This window comes from Actinoplanes utahensis, assembly GCF_016862455.1.
Taxonomy (GTDB): Bacteria; Actinomycetota; Actinomycetes; order Mycobacteriales; family Micromonosporaceae; genus Actinoplanes; species Actinoplanes utahensis.
The window spans coordinates 86,916-101,280 of sequence record NZ_BOMZ01000037.1 but is presented as its reverse complement, the minus strand read 5'-3'; the positions used below and the strand labels follow the sequence as shown (position 1 = coordinate 101,280).

The window sequence follows — 14,365 nt, the reverse complement described above, 5'->3', positions numbered from 1 at the left end:
GTGCTTTCACCGGGACTCGTGCTCAACGGTCGATACCAGCTCACCCAGCGCATCGCCGCCGGCGGCATGGGCGAGGTGTGGCGCGGCGACGACCTGCTGCTGCACCGCGAGATCGCCGTCAAGGTGCTGCTCCCGGCACTGATGGCCGACTCCGACTTCATCACCCGGTTCCGGTCCGAGGCGCGGATGATGGCGGCGCTGCGGCACCCCGGCGTCGTGCAGGTCTACGACTACGGGGAGAACGCGCAGGTCGGCAACGTCCGCCTGGACTTCATGGTGATGGAGTTCATCGAGGGCACCCCGCTGTCGGCGAAGATCCAGAAGGCCGGCCGGCTGGCCCCCGCCGAGACGATGGCGATCGTCGCGCAGGTCGCCGAGGCGCTGCAGGCCGCCCACGAAGCCGGCATCGTGCACCGCGACGTCAAACCCAGCAACCTTCTGGTCCGCCAGGCGGGCGCCATCGTGCTCGTCGACTTCGGCGTCGCCCGCTCCGCCGGCATCACCAGCATGACCGGCACGAACGTGGTGCTCGGCAGCGCCCACTACATGGCCCCCGAACAGGCCGAAGGCCACCCGGTCACCGCCGCGACCGACATCTACGCCCTCGGTGCGGTCGCGTTCAGCTGCCTCACCGGCCGGCCGCCCTACGTCGGCGACAACCCGCTCGCCGTTCTCGCCCAGCTCGTGCACGGGAAACCGCCGGTGCTGCCGCCCGACGTGCCGGCTCCGGTGGCGTCGGTGGTGATGCGCGCGCTGGCGCGCGATCCGGGTCAGCGTTTCCCCAGCGCCGCGGCGTTCGCTGCGGCTTCGCGGGGGGCGGCGTCACACCAGGGGCCTTCGCCGTACGGGGTGAGCGCCCCGAATCCGCACCAGCCGAACCCGGGATCGGGGTCGTTCCGGGCCGTCCCCGGGGCACGTTCCGCGCCGTCCGGCGCCTATCGCGCCACGTCGTCCGGACCTGCGCCCTACGGTGCCGCACCCTCGGGGCCGGCGCCTTCGCCGTCGGGGCCGTTCGGGGCGGCGCCTTCGCCGTCGGGGCCCTTCGGGGCGGCGCCTTCGCCGTCGGGGCGGTTCGGGGCGGTTCCGGGCAGCGCGGCGCCGCAGGGTTTCGCCACCGGATCGGCTTCCGTGGGCGCGGCCTCCGGAGCTGCGGCGGGACCCGGGACGCGCGGCTACCCGGCCGGGACGGCTTCCGTCGGCCGGCCGGCGGGTTCCGGGGCGCGCGGTTACGCGGCCGGCGCTGCCTCCGTCGGTGCGGCGAGGGGATCCGGGGCGGGGGCGGAACCGATCGGCGCCTCGTACGGGACCGACTCGGGCTCGCTGACCGATTCGAATGCGGCCGGCCGCCGTAAGATGCCGGTCGCCCTGGCCGCCGCCGCGGTCGTGGCCGTGCTCGCGGGCATCGGCATCATCGTCGGCAGCCAATACGGCGACGAGCAGGACACCGGCCAGCTGACCGGCGCCCAGGACCCGGCCGGTGAACCGGTCACCGGCCCGGACACCAAGACCTCGGACCGTCCCGGCCAGAAGAAGCCGTCACCCGGCAAGAAGACCAGCCCTCCCACTGACCCGGCAGGCGAGGACCCCGCCACCACCCCCACCAAGAAACCGACCGGCGGTGCCGTCGCCGAACCCACCGGCACAGACGAACCGGAGCAGACGGAGCCCGCGAAGAACCCCGAGGACCCGGCCGCCCTCTGCGGCTCCGATTTCGCGGTCGTCGACTCGAAGGAACTCACCACCTCGGCCGGGGTCCAGCGCGGCACGATCTACCTTCTCTACCGCGCCGAGGGCGGCGTCAACTGCGTCGTCACCCTCAAGGACGGCACCCTGGACGAGAAGACCGCGATGTCCGCGACCCTGGAGGTCCAGGACGACAAGTCTTACGCCGAGAAGGGCACGTTCCAGTCGTACGCCGGCCCGGTCAAGGCCGCCGCCGAGTCCACCTGCGTCAAGTGGGGCGGTTCGATCGGCGGCGTGTCGTTCACCAGCGACTGGTCCCACTGCAACTGACCCGCGGTCCAGCGCCGGCACCACGCCTGAACCCGGCAGCCGATGGATGGAGAACGAGTCTCCGATTCTCACGTATCCGCCGGTGCCCGTGGGGAGAAGTGGGATGGTCACGTTCGGCTTCTCCGCGACTTCGATGAGGAAGCGGATCTGTTCACGCATGGATACCGGCAGATCGAGATTACGCGAAAGGCCGCTGCTCGAACTTGGTGAGGTCGATGTCGATGTCGAACGGCGCCGTGAGAATCAGCCGATCGTGGAAGGACCCGATCAGGTCATAGGCGCCAGTGGACTGATTCCGCTCGTAGGTATGAACAACGGGCTTGCCGTCGACCCCCTCGACCAGCCAGAAATACGGAATGCCGGCCTTCGCGTACAGCTGCGGCTTTCGCTCGCGGTCACGGATCTCCGACTCCGGAGAGATCACTTCGACCGCCAGCACCACCGCCTCCGCGGGATACCACGTCGCATCGTCGTCGATCTCGGCATCCGCGCGCACTGAATTCCCGTTCACGGTTACGGCGTGGGCGCCGGGTGCTGAGCCCACTTCGTGCACTCCGCGCCGTACCGCGCCTTGAGGTCCTCGGTGTCGGCGGTGAGCGCAAGATAGAGCCAGCGGGGTTGCCCGTCGCCGGATTCGACGCGTTTCATCTCGTACGACTCGAGGTAGGCCCGGTTCTTGCCGCCCTTGTTCATAGGGCCGCGCCAGCGGCCGCGATCGGTGCAGAACGTCACCGTCACCTCGGAGCCACCGTAGTCGCCGACGCCCATGAGCTTGACCCGGAGAGGGCCTGTCGTCGGGTCGTGGTCGGTGACATCGGCGACGCCCTTCAGGATCACCTCGTAGGTGATCTCGGTGACGAGCATCCGCCCGACCGGGATGATCGGGCGGTAGTCGGTCGAACCCCACATCCAGTAGTTGAACGCGAGAGCCCGCCGGGCGGCGAGGACCTTGTCGGTCTCCGGCGCCCGCGTCAGGTCCCAGGTGATCGGCACCTCCTTGGTCCCGTCGATCGGCAGCCGCCGGTAGGCCTCCTCGTACGTCATCGACGACGCCGTTCCGCCCGGCGTCGGCAAGGACGAGGTGTCCACCGTCGAGGGGCCGTCGGTATCGGTGCAACCGGCCGTCATCAGACCCACCATCACGGCGGCGACCGCCGCGGCGCGTACCCTCACTTCTGTCCCTTCGTCTTCGGAGCGCCCGGGTTCAGAGAGACCTTCGCCCAGTCGACACCGTTCTGATAGGCGGTTCCCGCCTCAGCGGTGGCCTTACCGAAACGATCGTCAGGACGCTACCAAGGCGATGGACGGGCTCAGCGCCGTCACGACCCTCCTCCGTGACCGGTCCCGGGCCTGGCGGCCTGGACCGGTGGGGCTGTCAGCCGGAATACGGCGCGGCCGGAGTCAGCGATCGACATCGCGCCTTGCTCGAAGTCCGCAGCGAGCGTCGCAGCGATGTTCCGCGACGACGGCCTGCCACACCGGCGAGTACCCGCCGGAGGATCACAGGTCGTCGACGCCGGTGAGGTCGATGTCGATGTCGAACGGCGCCGCGAGAATCACCCGGCCGCGGAAGGACCCGAGCAACTCGTAGGCTCCGGTGGGCTTCCTGCGCTCGTAGGCATGGACGACGGGCGCCCCACTGGACTCCTCCACCAACCAGAAGTACGGGATTCCCGCTTCCGCATACAGCTGCGGCTTCCGCTGGCGATCACGGATCTCGGACTCCGGTGAGACCACTTCGACCGCCAACACCACCGCCTCCGCCGGATACCAGGTCCTGGATCTCCCGATTTCCGTGTCCGCACGCAGGACGATCACATCCGGTTCAGGCCGCTGCCGGGGAGCCAGCACGATCGACATCTCCCTGCGCACCCGAAACGACTCCTTGGGCGCGAGCCGGCGCAACTCTTGCGTCAGCATGTCGACCACGATCGTATGGAAGTCCTTCTGCGGGCTCACGATGACGAGAGTCCCGTCGATGAGCTCGGTATGAGGTGGGAGATCGGGGATCCGATCCAGGTCATCGGCGGTGTATCCCTCCACGGGCGGACGATGCCACTCAGGCGCTGAGTCGATGCCCATGGACCGGCCTCCCCTGCGGACGAACTCCCGTTCTCGCAGCCTACTCATGCCGACACCTCCTCATCCGACACTCGACTCACCAGACTCATGACTATAGGCGCCAGAACAGTAGGCGCCAAGCCGGATCGGGGCATCGGTGCAGGTTCTCGTCGCCTACCCTCCAAGATCGTGCATCGCAACGGAGTCATCGTCGGCCGAGCGGCGGCCTACCTTGCAGTCTTCCTCGTTTTCGCCACCCTCAATGCCGTGGTCGCCACCACGTGGATCAGACCGGACCTCGCCGCTGTCGTCGGCACGCTCGTCTGGGCTGTGCCCATCATCGTGCTTTACGTCGCCGGCCCATGGTCGTCCGTCAACGCGCGTGTGGTCTGGCTGATGGCCGCCTGGGTTGTGAACGCCCTGCTCATGGCCATGATGACCATGGGTTTCTGGGCCCTCGTCCTTCACGAACGGGGTGAACAGGTCCGCGCTACCGTCGCTGAGATCCACGGCAGCAGCGATAAGGACACGACCACCTACACGCTCTCCCACAACGGCCGGCTGATCCCTGGACGGCTGACGACCTGGCCGGGAAACGATGCAGTGCTCACCGAGGGAGCTCGGGGAGAGCCGGGTGAACGGCTCACCGTCATCCGTGACCCTGAAGGACTGGTGGACCCCCGCCTGCCCGAGGAGGTGACGGAGGCCGTCGACACGGTGCCGGTGATGATTCCGTTCACCATCGCCGTCATGGCGGGCCTGTGCGTCGGAGCCGCAAGGTACGGAGTTCGTGCAGCCGCGTGACCAGCTCGGCGCGCGAGCGCACAGTCGCTACATGCCGGGGTCTGCTCAGAGGCCGGAGACGAAGGCGGGGCAGTGCGGGACCGGGTCGGCGGGCGGGACCATGTCGAAGTCGCCGAGGACCCGCACCGAAGCCTTGGTGATCGCCCGGACCCCGTGTTCCTGCTGGTAGGCCTGGAGGGCGCTGGCATATCTGTCGTTGCCGGCGGGATAGAGCACCAACTGCACGCCGTCGATGTAGGAGCAGGCCGATCCGTCGCGGCCCCAGCCCATGATGTGGTGGCCCCGGTAGTCCTCGAAGAAGAATCCCCGGCCTGCCATCGAGCCTGTCATGACGGCGGCCGGTCCGGCCGGACGGGCGGCGGGGGCGGCGCCCGCCGGACCGCCGACGGCGAGCAGGCATCCCGTGGTGGTCAGCGCAGCCACCAGACCGGCGATCGCTTTCATCGCATCTCCTCGAGCTTCTCGATCGACTCGGGCCGCATGACGTGCCCACCGGCACCATACCATTGATGGAGGTCGATCTGTTTTCTCCGTCGCGAACGCCGGAGGGAGCCGGCGCGGCACCCCGGCGGCGGCGCCTGCCCCGATTTCCGATCTGTCAATGGGAGTCGACCGGAAGTGGGAGAAAAATATCCTGGAGACCATTTCCGACAACCGTTCGGATGGCCCCGCCGTGCCAGGTTGCTGCACGAGGAGGTACACCCGTATGACTGCGGGCGTAAATCTGCTGTCATGAGAATACGTACCACAGAGGCCCTGCTCGGGCATCCGCCCTGTCCGGCGAATCAACGAACTCTGCGCTTCGACGGTTTGGTCCACAGAAACGGATTGCCATGACTGACATGAAACGCCGCGACGTCCTGCGCTACAGCGCGGCAGGCGCCGTCACCGCCGCAACCGCCGTGGTCGGAATCCAGGCCGTGGCCGGCCCGGGTTCCGCCGTGGGCGGGGAGAAAGCCGCCGCCGCCGATCCGCGGGACTTCGAGGAGACCTACAAAGGAAAGAAGATCAAGGGCAAGCACAACGCCGGCGGCAAGGACGAACTGCACATCAACAACAAGAAGCTGGCCCTCACCGTAATCAGCACCCTGTTCATTCCGGAGGACGGCTCCGAACCGTATGTGGCGAACGCCTACATCAGCGCTGTCAACCATTACGACCCGGTCGAGATCGACAACGACAAGAACAAGGAGGGTCTCAAGAAACTGGCGAAGAAGGTTGTCGACATGCTGGGGGACCTGGAACTCAGTGACGAGGCCGCAAAAGCCCACACCCACTGACGCCGGCAACCTCGCTCCCTGACAGAAAGGCGACTGACCGATGGCCGTCGTACGCAAGAACTTCACTGCCATGACGAGCGCGGAGAAGACCGCCTTCGCCAACGCTCTCCGTCAGTTCAAGACCACCTCCGCCAACGGGCGCAACTACAACTGGTACATCGACCAGCACATCACCTTCTTCGCCCGCACCACCGACAACATCAGCCACGCCCACCAATCCCCGTCGTTCTTCCCGTGGCACCGCGAATACCTGCGCCTGCTGGAACTCGACCTCCAGACGGTCAGCGGCAACCCGGGAATCTTCATCCCGTACTGGGACTGGACCGTTTCCACCTTGCCCTTCACGAGCGACTTCCTCGGCTCGGTCACCAATGGCAGCGTCTCCAGCGGCAACTTCAGCCCCGCCTGGGGCTGGTCGCTCTATCGCAGCAGCATCGCCACCAGCTTCCTCCAGCGGAGGGTCGGCCAGAACGCCACCCGCCCCACTGCCTCCCAGGTCAGCACTGTGCAGAGCCGCACCGTCTACGACCAGTCGCCCTGGAACTCGACGGTGTCGAACAGCTACCGCAACCGCAACGAGATCGAGCTGCACAACCGCGTGCACAACTACGTCGGCGGCCACATGGGCACCCGCGAGGCCCCCAACGACCCCTGTTTCTGGCTGCACCATTGCAACATCGACCGGCTCTGGTGGCTCTGGCAGACCGTTCGCGGCCTCGACACCTACCAGCCACGGACCGGGACGACGTCCGGGGTCGTCGACAACAACGAGACGATGCGTCCGTTCGGGGCCGGCCGCAGTCCTCTGGCGGTGCACGACATCAGCGCCCTGAACTACAGCTACGCCTGACCCCGGAGCCGCGTTCCCGGCATTGCCACGCTCATCGGCGGTGCGGTGTCGACGTGTCTGTCAGGGGTAGAGCACCAGGGCCTGATCGCTGGCCAGGGTGACGAGGGCGTCAGTGGTCAACGGCGGGTCTGTTCGGGTCGCCGGCGCGGTGTCGTCCGCCGACTCGACCCGGTTGGCCGTGGTGGCCACGACCAGCGTGCTACCCGTGTACGCGTACACCGTCACGGTGTGCGCCCCGTTGGCCTGGGCGCCGAAGTCGTAGACCTCGGTGAGGGTCTCGCTGCCCGGCCGGGTCCGGCACGAAGCTTTGGCATGCTCATCGGCGCAGCGGGCGAGGATCTCGTCGCGGGGGGTGGTGTCGCGCCTGACCATCACGACGACACTGCCGGTGCCGCCGGCGTCGACGACCGTCGCGGATGCGGAGATCTCATCACCGTTGGTCTTGGCTACCAGGGGTTTCGTGCCGGCGCGGGCCTCATTGGGGCGGAACGTCGCCTGGGGCATCAGCTTGGTGGTGGCTTCGGCGAGGTAGCAGGTGACCCGGGCGGCGGCTGCTTCCGGATCCCGGAGGGGGGTGCGGGCGGTCAGTACGTCCGGGCACTCCAGACTCGCCACCTCATGACTTGCCTGCTGCACCGACGCCGGACGATGCAGCAGCAGCGCGCCACTAGCCGCCACCATCACGGACAATGTGGCGGCGGTGGTTGCCAGGACTCGGCGGCGACGGGCTCGACGGCCCGCGTCCAGCAGCCCGGCGCTGGACAGCCCCAACGGGGGTTCGCTCTGGGTGACGTGAGCGCGAAGGGCGTCACGGACGAGATTGTCGTCCATCTTCAAGCCTCCTTGGTGTGCAGAGCGGGCACCAGGACAGCGCGCAGGGCTTGGACGCCGCGCGCTGTCTGGCTTTTGACGGTGCCTTCGGCAACGCCGAGCAGCGCTGCCACCTCGGCTACCGGCAGGTCTTCCAGGTGGCGCAACACCACTGCGGCGCGTTGCTGTGGCGGCAGGCCGGCCAGGGCCCGGTTCAAGTCCATCGCCTGTGACGGGTCGGTGCACGGCGCCGCCCGATCCGGGGGCGCCGCCGAAACAGCCTCGCGGCGCCGGTTACGCCGGTCGGTGAGAAACGCGTTCACCAATGTTCGGCGGGCGTACGCGTCCACCGTCTCTGTTCGGATGCGCCGCCAGTGCCGGTAGAGCTGCAGGAATGTGGCCTGTACCAGATCCTCGGCTTGGTGCCAGTCACCGCATAACCCGTATGCCAGACGGCGCAGTCCTGTGGCACGTGCCGCGAAGTACTCCGCGTAGTCGTGCTTCCAACCGGCGTCGGTCATCGCAACCCCCTTTCTGTGAGCCGCCCTATCTACTCCCGGGCAACAGCGGAGGTTCAGCGGTTGCGACGGAAATCTTCGCCGCTGACCGCCCACCTGACGTACGCACATGCCGGCGTCGGCGGGCGCGTTCGTCGTACCGGAGGTGCAGGATGAGCCGCATGATCTGGTTCGTCTATCGGTCGCCTTACCACGGCGTGCTCGGCAAACACGTCCGTGAGCTGCCCGACGCATCGGTGCTCGACTGGTTCCGCCGAGGCTGGGCCGAGGCGGTCCCCGACCCGAGGGCCTGGCTGCAGGCGGAGCTGGGCGTCGACGTCTACGGCCTGGACTCCATCTTCGACGAAGTGGGCAAGCGCTCCCTGCCCGAGCCGAACACCATGGCCGAGTTGCGCAAACACCTGAAGAAGCATCTGTACGTGGAAGGGCAGGTGATCGTCGACGACCACAGCGTCCGGGCTCTGACCGACGACGACGAGGTGCCCCTGGCCTACTTCTTCCTCGATCACGCCCTCGCCGCCGAGCGTCCGGCACGGCTTGCCTACCCCATCCACGGACAGTGGCCGCTGCCCGCGCACACCGCCGCCACCGCCGGCCACGACGAGCCGGTCACCACGATCGCGATCTCACCGATTCTCGCGGCGGACTGGGACACGCCGGGCACGGTGATCCGCGTCCCCGGCGTCCGGCTCCCGGAACTGGCCGGCTGGCTCCGCACCGCCGGCACATGGCCTGAGGAGCTGACCCTGCTGCGCGGCTGCATCGGCCCCGACGACGACCTCGCCGGAGCTCTGGACCGGATGAACCGATGGGGAGCCTGGGACGATGAGGCGCCCGACCTGCACGGCCTGGACGGCGACCACGAGGATGCGCACCGGGTCGTCCGGTCGGTGACGGCGCGTGCCGCAGGCCAGGAGAGCATTCCTGGTCCGCTCGGCGAACGCCGGCCCGCGCTCGGTCGGGTCGAGGTCGCCGAACACCTGGCGCAGGCGGTGCTCCACATGGACGACGATTTCGGTTACCTGCAGCTGTTCCTCTTCGACGACGTATGGGCATCCGAACACCGACACCTGGCGAAATCGATGCGCCGCTGGTTCGGGAAGTCCTGGGACCCGCTGAAGTGACGTCGCACATCGCCGGCTTCGGCCAGGATCCGACGCACTGACTCGCCGCTGATCGTGCCGGCGCCCGCCGGCCCGTCATCCATCAGATCCAGTCGGTGTGGCGGGGCCAGGAGAGGAGGGTGTCGACGACCTCGGGCGGCTCGTACGGCGAGGCCGGTGCGGTGGTGGTGTAACGGCTGCGGTGGAAGAGCAGCGGGGCGATGTCGCGGCACCGGCCGAGGGTGGTCACCGCACCGGTGACGATGGCGTGATCGCCGCCGGGGTGGACGTCCGCCAGGCGGCAGTCGGCCCAGGTGAGGGCGCCGGCCAGGACGGGGGCGCCGGAGGGCGCCGGAGACCACTCCACCGCCGTGAAACGGTCGGCGCCGGGGGTGCCGAAGAGGCGGGAGACGTCGCGCTGGTCGGACGCGAGGATGTTGACGCAGAAGAATCCGGTGCGGGCGATGCGGCGCCAGGTCTCGGAGCCGTTCCGCGGGCAGAAGAGGACCAGCGGCGGGTCCAGCGACAGTGGCGCGAAGGCCTGGCAGGCGAAACCGGCCGGGCCTTCGGCGTCGGCTGTCGTGATCACCGTGACGCCGGTGCCGAAGTGCCCGAACACACGCCGGAAGTCGCGGCTGCCCCGCTCGCGCGGGATCGGGTCGCCCGCCACCGGAGAGACGCCGGTGCTCAATGGCCGCCGCCGGCGGTGAAGCGGTGGCCCCACAGGCTGTGGGCGGCGGTGTGGCGGGCGACCCAGGTGTCGTCGTCGACGGTGCGGCCGCCGTAGCCGTACTCGATGTCGAAGCCGCTCGGCGTACGCACATAGAAGGAGACCATGTGGTCGTTGGCGTGCCGGCCCAGCGTGGAGATCATCGGGGCTTCGTGGCGGGCGCAGCGGTCGATGGCGCGGCCCACGTCGTCGAGGGTCTCGGTCTCGATCATCAGGTGGATCAGGCCGGTCGGGGCGGGGATCGGAGCGAGGGCGACGCTGTGGTGACGGGGCCCGCAGCCGAGGAACCGCATCCACAGTGGCCGGTCGCCGGACGGCAGGCCGAGGTGTTCCGGGACCAGGCGCATCGTGTCGCGCAGGCGGAAGCCGAGAACCTCGGTGTAGAAGCGCAGGGACGCGGCGTCGTCGCGGGCCGGCAGGACGGCGTGGCCCATCCCCTGGACGCCGGTGACGAAACGGGTGCCGTACGGGGCGGAGAACGGGCGGGTGTCCAGGTCGGCGCCGCAGAAGAACTCGAGGCGGTTGCCGGCCGGGTCGTCGGCGCTGATCAGGTGGGAGACGCGGCGGTCGGCCAGCTCGTCGGCGCCGGCCGGTTTCACCGCGGTCCCGGACTCCTCCAGGACCGCGGCGAGCCGGGTCATCGCGGACGGGTCGGCGACCTCCCAGCCGGAGGCGGCGAGCCGGTCCCGTTCGCCGGCGGTCACCACGATCCGGGCGGGCAGGTCGTCCATCCGCAGGTAGACGGCTTGCGGATCGGGTCCGCGGCCTTCGGCCATGCCGAGGACCTTGACGCCGAACTCGCGCCAGGCGGCCGGGTCGGTCGCTTCGACGCGCAGGTAGCCGAGGGATCGGATGAGGCTGCTCACGAGCGGTCCCCTCTCGTGGAACGAATCTTGGTACGGACAGAACCGAACAGGTGTGCGAACGCGCTAGGGAAGGTAGAGGGCAGTCAGGAGGGTGCGGTGAGGAAGTCGATGGCCAGGCGGTTGAACTCGTCGAACTTCTCCAGGTGGGCCCAGTGGCCACAGCCACCGAAGACGTGCAGGCGGGCGTTCCTCAGCAGTTTCAGCGCGACCAGGGCGCCGTCGAGCGGGTTGACCCGGTCCTCGCGGCCCCACACCAGCAGGGTCTCGTGGCGCAGCCGGTGGGCGTCGCGCCAGAGCAGCCCCTCCTCGTACGTCGCGGGGTCGGTGAAGGAGGCACCCATCTCGCGCATGGCCCGCATCGCGGCGGGGTCGATCGCGGCCCGGAAACGCTCCTCGATCAGCTCGTCGGTGATCAGGGACGGGTCGTGGACGAGGGTCCGGAGGAAGGCGGCGAGACGCTCCCTGCTGGGGTCCCGGCCGAAGGCGCCGAGCCGTTTGACGCCCTCGGTCGGGTCGGCGGAGAAGACGTTGAGCGAGAGCCCGCCGGGTCCCATCAGGAGCAGGCGCCGGGCCCGGGCGGGAAAGAGCAGGGCGAATCGGACGGCGGTGCCACCGCCGAGGGAGTTCCCGACGAGGTCGGCCCGGTCGATGCCGAGTTTGTCGAGGAGGGCGGCGAGTTCGGTGGCGGCGTGGGTGAAGTACTGGCCGGTGATCGGCTCGCCGAGTGATCCGCCGTACCCCGGCTGGTCGACCGCGAGGACGTCGAAGTGCGGCGCGAGCGCGGGGATCGTCCGCCCGAAGTTGCTCTCGGCGGACGCGCCCGGGCCACCGCCGTGCAGGAGGACGACCGGAGACCCCGTGCCGTCGCGGTGGAAATGCAGTGTCATCGCTGTACCTCCCTGTCATGCCTGCCCGGCCCTTGCTTCGCTGCGGTGCGGTCGGTCACGGCTAGACCATCGCGTCGTTGAGGGGCAGGCCGAACTCGCCGCGGCCGAACATGGACAGGGCCCGTTCCGGGTCGTTGATCGCGTGCACCCGGCCGGAGTGGGCGTCCCGCCAGAAGCGCTGGATCGGGGTTCCGACGGCGAGGGCGCGGCCGCCGGAGTTCTCGAAGAGGCGGTCGACGGCGCGGATGGCGAGCTCGGTGCCGCGGACCTGATCACGCCTGATCCGCAGGCGCAGCGGCATCGGGAGCTTCGTGCCGGCCGTGGCCAGGTCCATGAGTTCGCGCATGTTCGCCTGGAGGGCGAGCCAGGCGGAGTCGATGTCGCTCGCCGCCTCGGCGATCCGCACCTGCGAGTGCGGGTCCTCGGCGGCCTTGACACCGACGTACGAGGCGCGGACGCGGGACCGGGTGTGCTCGACGTGGGCCTGATAGGCGCCGGTGGCCATGCCGATGATCGGGGTGGTGATGGCATAGGAGAAGATCGACGCGTACGGGATCCGGTAGAGCGGTCCCGGGTTCTGCTCCTGGCCGGGGCAGACGCAGCGCGCGGTGTCGTTGAAACTGAGCGACCGGTACGCGGGCACGAACGCGTCGGTGACGACGATGTCGTTGCTGCCGGTGCCGCGCAGGCCGACGGTGTGCCAGACGTCCTCGACGGTGTAATCGGAGGCGGGCAGCAGGAAGGTGCGGAAATCGGCGGGCGTGCCGTCGTCGCCGGGCGGGACGATGCCGCCGAGCAGCACCCAGGTGGCGTGGTCGCAGCCGGAGGAGAAGCTCCAGCGGCCGTTCACCAGATAGCCGCCGTCGACCGCCGTGATCCTGCCGGTGGGCGCGTAGGACGACGACATCCGGGTGCCGGTGTCCCCGCCCCAGACGTCCTGCTGGGCGCGGTCCGGGAAGAGCGCGAGCTGCCAGTTGTGCACGCCGATCACCGAGGCGACCCAGCCGGTGGATCCGCAGGCGGCGGCGATGTCGCGGACGCCGGTGAGGAAGGCGAGCGGGTGTGCCTCGTGACCACCGAAGCGGGCCGGCTGCAGCAGCCGGAAGAAGCCGGTCTCGGCGAGCGCCTTCACGGTCTCCGGGGCCAGGGCGCGGCGGTCCTCGGTCTCCTGTGCTCGCTCCCGCAGAACAGGTAACAGTTCTCGAACTCCGGCGACTACCGCTTCCATGAGAACCCTCCAGGCTGGTTGGCCGCGTGTCGAGCGACCTCTATACTAGAACACGTTCTACCTACGGACCAGGAGCGGGACATGGGGATCAGCCAGCAGCCGCGCACCATCGACGTCGGCAGGCCACCGGCGAGGTTCGCCCGGGGGTGGCACTGCCTGGGACTGGCCGACACGTTCCGTGACGGGCAGCCGCACGCGATCGAGGCGTTCGGCACGAAACTCGTGGTCTTCGCGGACTCGACCGGAGCGATAAGCGTGCTCGATGGTTACTGCCGGCACATGGGGGGCGATCTCACCCAGGGCACGATCAAGGGCGACACCATCGCCTGCCCGTTCCACGACTGGCGCTGGCAGGGGGACGGCCGCTGCGTCGAGGTGCCGTACGCGCATCGCGTCCCGATGCGGGCCCGCACCCGCTCGTGGATCACCTGCGAGCAGAACCGGCAGCTCTTCGTCTGGAACGATCCGCAGGGCAACCCGCCGCCGCCCGAGGTGGCGATCCCGCGGATCGAGGGCGCGTTCTCCGCCGAGTGGAGCGACTGGACCTGGGATTCGGTGCGCATCGACGGCGCGAACTGCCGCGAGATCATCGACAACGTCGTGGACATGGCGCACTTCTTCTACATCCACTTCGCCTTCCCGACGTTCTTCAAGAACGTGCTGGAGGGCCATGTGGCGGCGCAGTTCCTGACCACCAGGCCCCGCCCCGACGTGCCGAGCACCGCGAGCCAGGCCGGCGAGTCGACGCTGCGGTCCGAGGCCGCCTACTACGGGCCGTCCTACATGATCGACTATCTGTACAACGACTGGAACGGCGTCCCGATCGAATCGGTGCTGATCAACTGCCACTACCCGGTCTCGCCGGACTCGTTCGTGCTGCAGTGGGGCCTGATCATGAAACGTCTGCCCGGTCTCAGCACCGAGCAGGCGGCGAAGGCGGCGGCCAAGTTCGCCAAGGGCATCGGCGTGGGGTTCCTGCAGGACGTGGAGATCTGGAAGAACAAGACCCGGATCGACAACCCGCTGCTCTGCGCCGAGGACGGCCCGGTCTACCAGCTCCGCCGGTGGTACGAGCAGTTCTACACCGACGTCGAGGATGTCACCGACGACATGGTCGCGCGCTACGAGTTCGAGGTCGACACCACCCGGGCGGTCGAGACGTGGGAGGCGGAGGTCGCCGCCAACCAGGCCCGGGCCGCGACCTCATGACGATGC

Annotated in this window: 16 protein-coding genes and 1 pseudogene; 6 read left to right on the top strand and 11 right to left on the bottom strand. The window is 68.9% G+C overall.

Annotated elements, in window-relative coordinates:
* Nucleotides 1-2,013, top strand: a complete 2,013-nt coding sequence (locus tag Aut01nite_RS44800) for a serine/threonine-protein kinase (protein WP_373871488.1) — start codon at nt 1-3, stop codon at nt 2,011-2,013.
* Between the two features lie 90 nt (nt 2,014-2,103).
* Here Aut01nite_RS44800 and Aut01nite_RS44795 read toward each other — a convergent pair.
* The 4 genes and pseudogenes from Aut01nite_RS44795 to Aut01nite_RS13705 form a co-directional block, all read right to left on the bottom strand.
* Nucleotides 2,104-2,172, bottom strand: a pseudogene (locus tag Aut01nite_RS44795) (hypothetical protein); the annotation flags it as partial.
* A gap of 19 nt (nt 2,173-2,191) precedes the next feature.
* Nucleotides 2,192-2,509: a Uma2 family endonuclease gene (locus Aut01nite_RS43435; protein ID WP_236642727.1), complete on the bottom strand. Its 318-nt coding sequence runs from the start codon at nt 2,507-2,509 to the stop codon at nt 2,192-2,194.
* A gap of 17 nt (nt 2,510-2,526) precedes the next feature.
* Nucleotides 2,527-3,186 carry a hypothetical protein gene (locus Aut01nite_RS43430; protein WP_043525609.1) on the bottom strand — a complete coding sequence of 220 codons (660 nt, stop codon included), beginning with the start codon at nt 3,184-3,186 and terminating at the stop codon, nt 2,527-2,529.
* A gap of 327 nt (nt 3,187-3,513) precedes the next feature.
* Nucleotides 3,514-4,056: a Uma2 family endonuclease gene (locus tag Aut01nite_RS13705; protein ID WP_236642728.1), complete on the bottom strand. Its 543-nt coding sequence runs from the start codon at nt 4,054-4,056 to the stop codon at nt 3,514-3,516.
* A gap of 207 nt (nt 4,057-4,263) precedes the next feature.
* Between Aut01nite_RS13705 and Aut01nite_RS13700 the strand changes: the two genes are divergently transcribed.
* Nucleotides 4,264-4,878 carry a hypothetical protein gene (locus Aut01nite_RS13700; protein ID WP_043525610.1) on the top strand — a complete coding sequence of 205 codons (615 nt, stop codon included), beginning with the start codon at nt 4,264-4,266 and terminating at the stop codon, nt 4,876-4,878.
* A 45-nt stretch (nt 4,879-4,923) separates the two neighbouring features.
* Here Aut01nite_RS13700 and Aut01nite_RS13695 read toward each other — a convergent pair whose 3' ends face one another.
* A complete protein-coding gene (locus Aut01nite_RS13695) occupies nt 4,924-5,322 on the bottom strand; it encodes a tyrosinase family oxidase copper chaperone (protein WP_043525611.1) in 399 nt (132 codons plus the stop codon).
* 398 nt (nt 5,323-5,720) lie between these two features.
* Here Aut01nite_RS13695 and Aut01nite_RS13690 point away from each other — a divergent pair, with 398 nt between their 5' ends.
* Nucleotides 5,721-6,158, top strand: coding sequence for a tyrosinase family oxidase copper chaperone (locus tag Aut01nite_RS13690; protein WP_043525612.1), 438 nt, complete (start codon nt 5,721-5,723; stop codon nt 6,156-6,158).
* Nucleotides 6,159-6,198: 40 nt separating this feature from the next.
* Nucleotides 6,199-7,008 carry a tyrosinase family protein gene (locus tag Aut01nite_RS13685; protein WP_043525613.1) on the top strand — a complete coding sequence of 270 codons (810 nt, stop codon included), beginning with the start codon at nt 6,199-6,201 and terminating at the stop codon, nt 7,006-7,008.
* Between the two features lie 60 nt (nt 7,009-7,068).
* On the opposite strand, the gene Aut01nite_RS13680 is transcribed toward Aut01nite_RS13685, so the two are convergent.
* Complete coding sequence (locus Aut01nite_RS13680; protein ID WP_083999049.1) at nt 7,069-7,839, bottom strand: hypothetical protein; 771 nt, start codon at nt 7,837-7,839, stop codon at nt 7,069-7,071.
* 2 nt (nt 7,840-7,841) lie between these two features.
* Nucleotides 7,842-8,339, bottom strand: a complete 498-nt coding sequence (locus Aut01nite_RS13675; RefSeq protein WP_083999051.1) for a SigE family RNA polymerase sigma factor — start codon at nt 8,337-8,339, stop codon at nt 7,842-7,844.
* A gap of 149 nt (nt 8,340-8,488) precedes the next feature.
* Between Aut01nite_RS13675 and Aut01nite_RS13670 the strand changes: the two genes are divergently transcribed.
* Nucleotides 8,489-9,460: a hypothetical protein gene (locus tag Aut01nite_RS13670; RefSeq protein WP_201775524.1), complete on the top strand. Its 972-nt coding sequence runs from the start codon at nt 8,489-8,491 to the stop codon at nt 9,458-9,460.
* 82 nt (nt 9,461-9,542) lie between these two features.
* Here the strand turns inward: Aut01nite_RS13670 and hsaB are convergent, their stop codons facing one another.
* The 4 genes from hsaB to hsaA form a co-directional block, all read right to left on the bottom strand.
* Nucleotides 9,543-10,109: a 3-hydroxy-9,10-secoandrosta-1,3,5(10)-triene-9,17-dione monooxygenase reductase subunit gene (hsaB, locus tag Aut01nite_RS13665; RefSeq protein WP_236642729.1), complete on the bottom strand. Its 567-nt coding sequence runs from the start codon at nt 10,107-10,109 to the stop codon at nt 9,543-9,545.
* Nucleotides 10,110-10,126: 17 nt separating this feature from the next.
* Nucleotides 10,127-11,035, bottom strand: coding sequence for an iron-dependent extradiol dioxygenase HsaC (gene hsaC, locus Aut01nite_RS13660; protein WP_204037531.1), 909 nt, complete (start codon nt 11,033-11,035; stop codon nt 10,127-10,129).
* A gap of 83 nt (nt 11,036-11,118) precedes the next feature.
* Nucleotides 11,119-11,922 carry a 4,5:9,10-diseco-3-hydroxy-5,9,17-trioxoandrosta-1(10),2-diene-4-oate hydrolase gene (hsaD, locus tag Aut01nite_RS13655; protein ID WP_043525618.1) on the bottom strand — a complete coding sequence of 268 codons (804 nt, stop codon included), beginning with the start codon at nt 11,920-11,922 and terminating at the stop codon, nt 11,119-11,121.
* 61 nt (nt 11,923-11,983) lie between these two features.
* Complete coding sequence (gene hsaA, locus Aut01nite_RS13650; protein ID WP_043525619.1) at nt 11,984-13,150, bottom strand: 3-hydroxy-9,10-secoandrosta-1,3,5(10)-triene-9,17-dione monooxygenase oxygenase subunit; 1,167 nt, start codon at nt 13,148-13,150, stop codon at nt 11,984-11,986.
* An 81-nt stretch (nt 13,151-13,231) separates the two neighbouring features.
* On the opposite strand from hsaA, the gene Aut01nite_RS13645 reads away from it, so the two are divergent.
* Nucleotides 13,232-14,359, top strand: coding sequence for a 3-ketosteroid-9-alpha-monooxygenase, oxygenase component (locus Aut01nite_RS13645; protein ID WP_043525620.1), 1,128 nt, complete (start codon nt 13,232-13,234; stop codon nt 14,357-14,359).
* The last annotated feature ends 6 nt before the right edge of the window (nt 14,360-14,365 follow it).

Excerpts from the sequence above, each read along its gene's own strand:
- Aut01nite_RS13695 (WP_043525611.1), bottom strand. The coding sequence starts at position 5,322 with ATGAAAGCGATCGCCGGTCTGGTGGCTGCGCTGACCACCACGGGATGC.
- Aut01nite_RS13690 (WP_043525612.1), top strand. The coding sequence starts at position 5,721 with ATGAAACGCCGCGACGTCCTGCGCTACAGCGCGGCAGGCGCCGTCACC.
- Aut01nite_RS13685 (WP_043525613.1), top strand. The coding sequence starts at position 6,199 with ATGGCCGTCGTACGCAAGAACTTCACTGCCATGACGAGCGCGGAGAAG.
- Aut01nite_RS13680 (WP_083999049.1), bottom strand. The coding sequence starts at position 7,839 with ATGGACGACAATCTCGTCCGTGACGCCCTTCGCGCTCACGTCACCCAG.
- Aut01nite_RS13675 (WP_083999051.1), bottom strand. The coding sequence starts at position 8,339 with ATGACCGACGCCGGTTGGAAGCACGACTACGCGGAGTACTTCGCGGCA.
- Aut01nite_RS13670 (WP_201775524.1), top strand. The coding sequence starts at position 8,489 with ATGAGCCGCATGATCTGGTTCGTCTATCGGTCGCCTTACCACGGCGTG.
- hsaD (WP_043525618.1), bottom strand. The coding sequence starts at position 11,922 with ATGACACTGCATTTCCACCGCGACGGCACGGGGTCTCCGGTCGTCCTC.
- hsaA (WP_043525619.1), bottom strand. The coding sequence starts at position 13,150 with ATGGAAGCGGTAGTCGCCGGAGTTCGAGAACTGTTACCTGTTCTGCGG.
- Aut01nite_RS13645 (WP_043525620.1), top strand. The coding sequence starts at position 13,232 with ATGGGGATCAGCCAGCAGCCGCGCACCATCGACGTCGGCAGGCCACCG.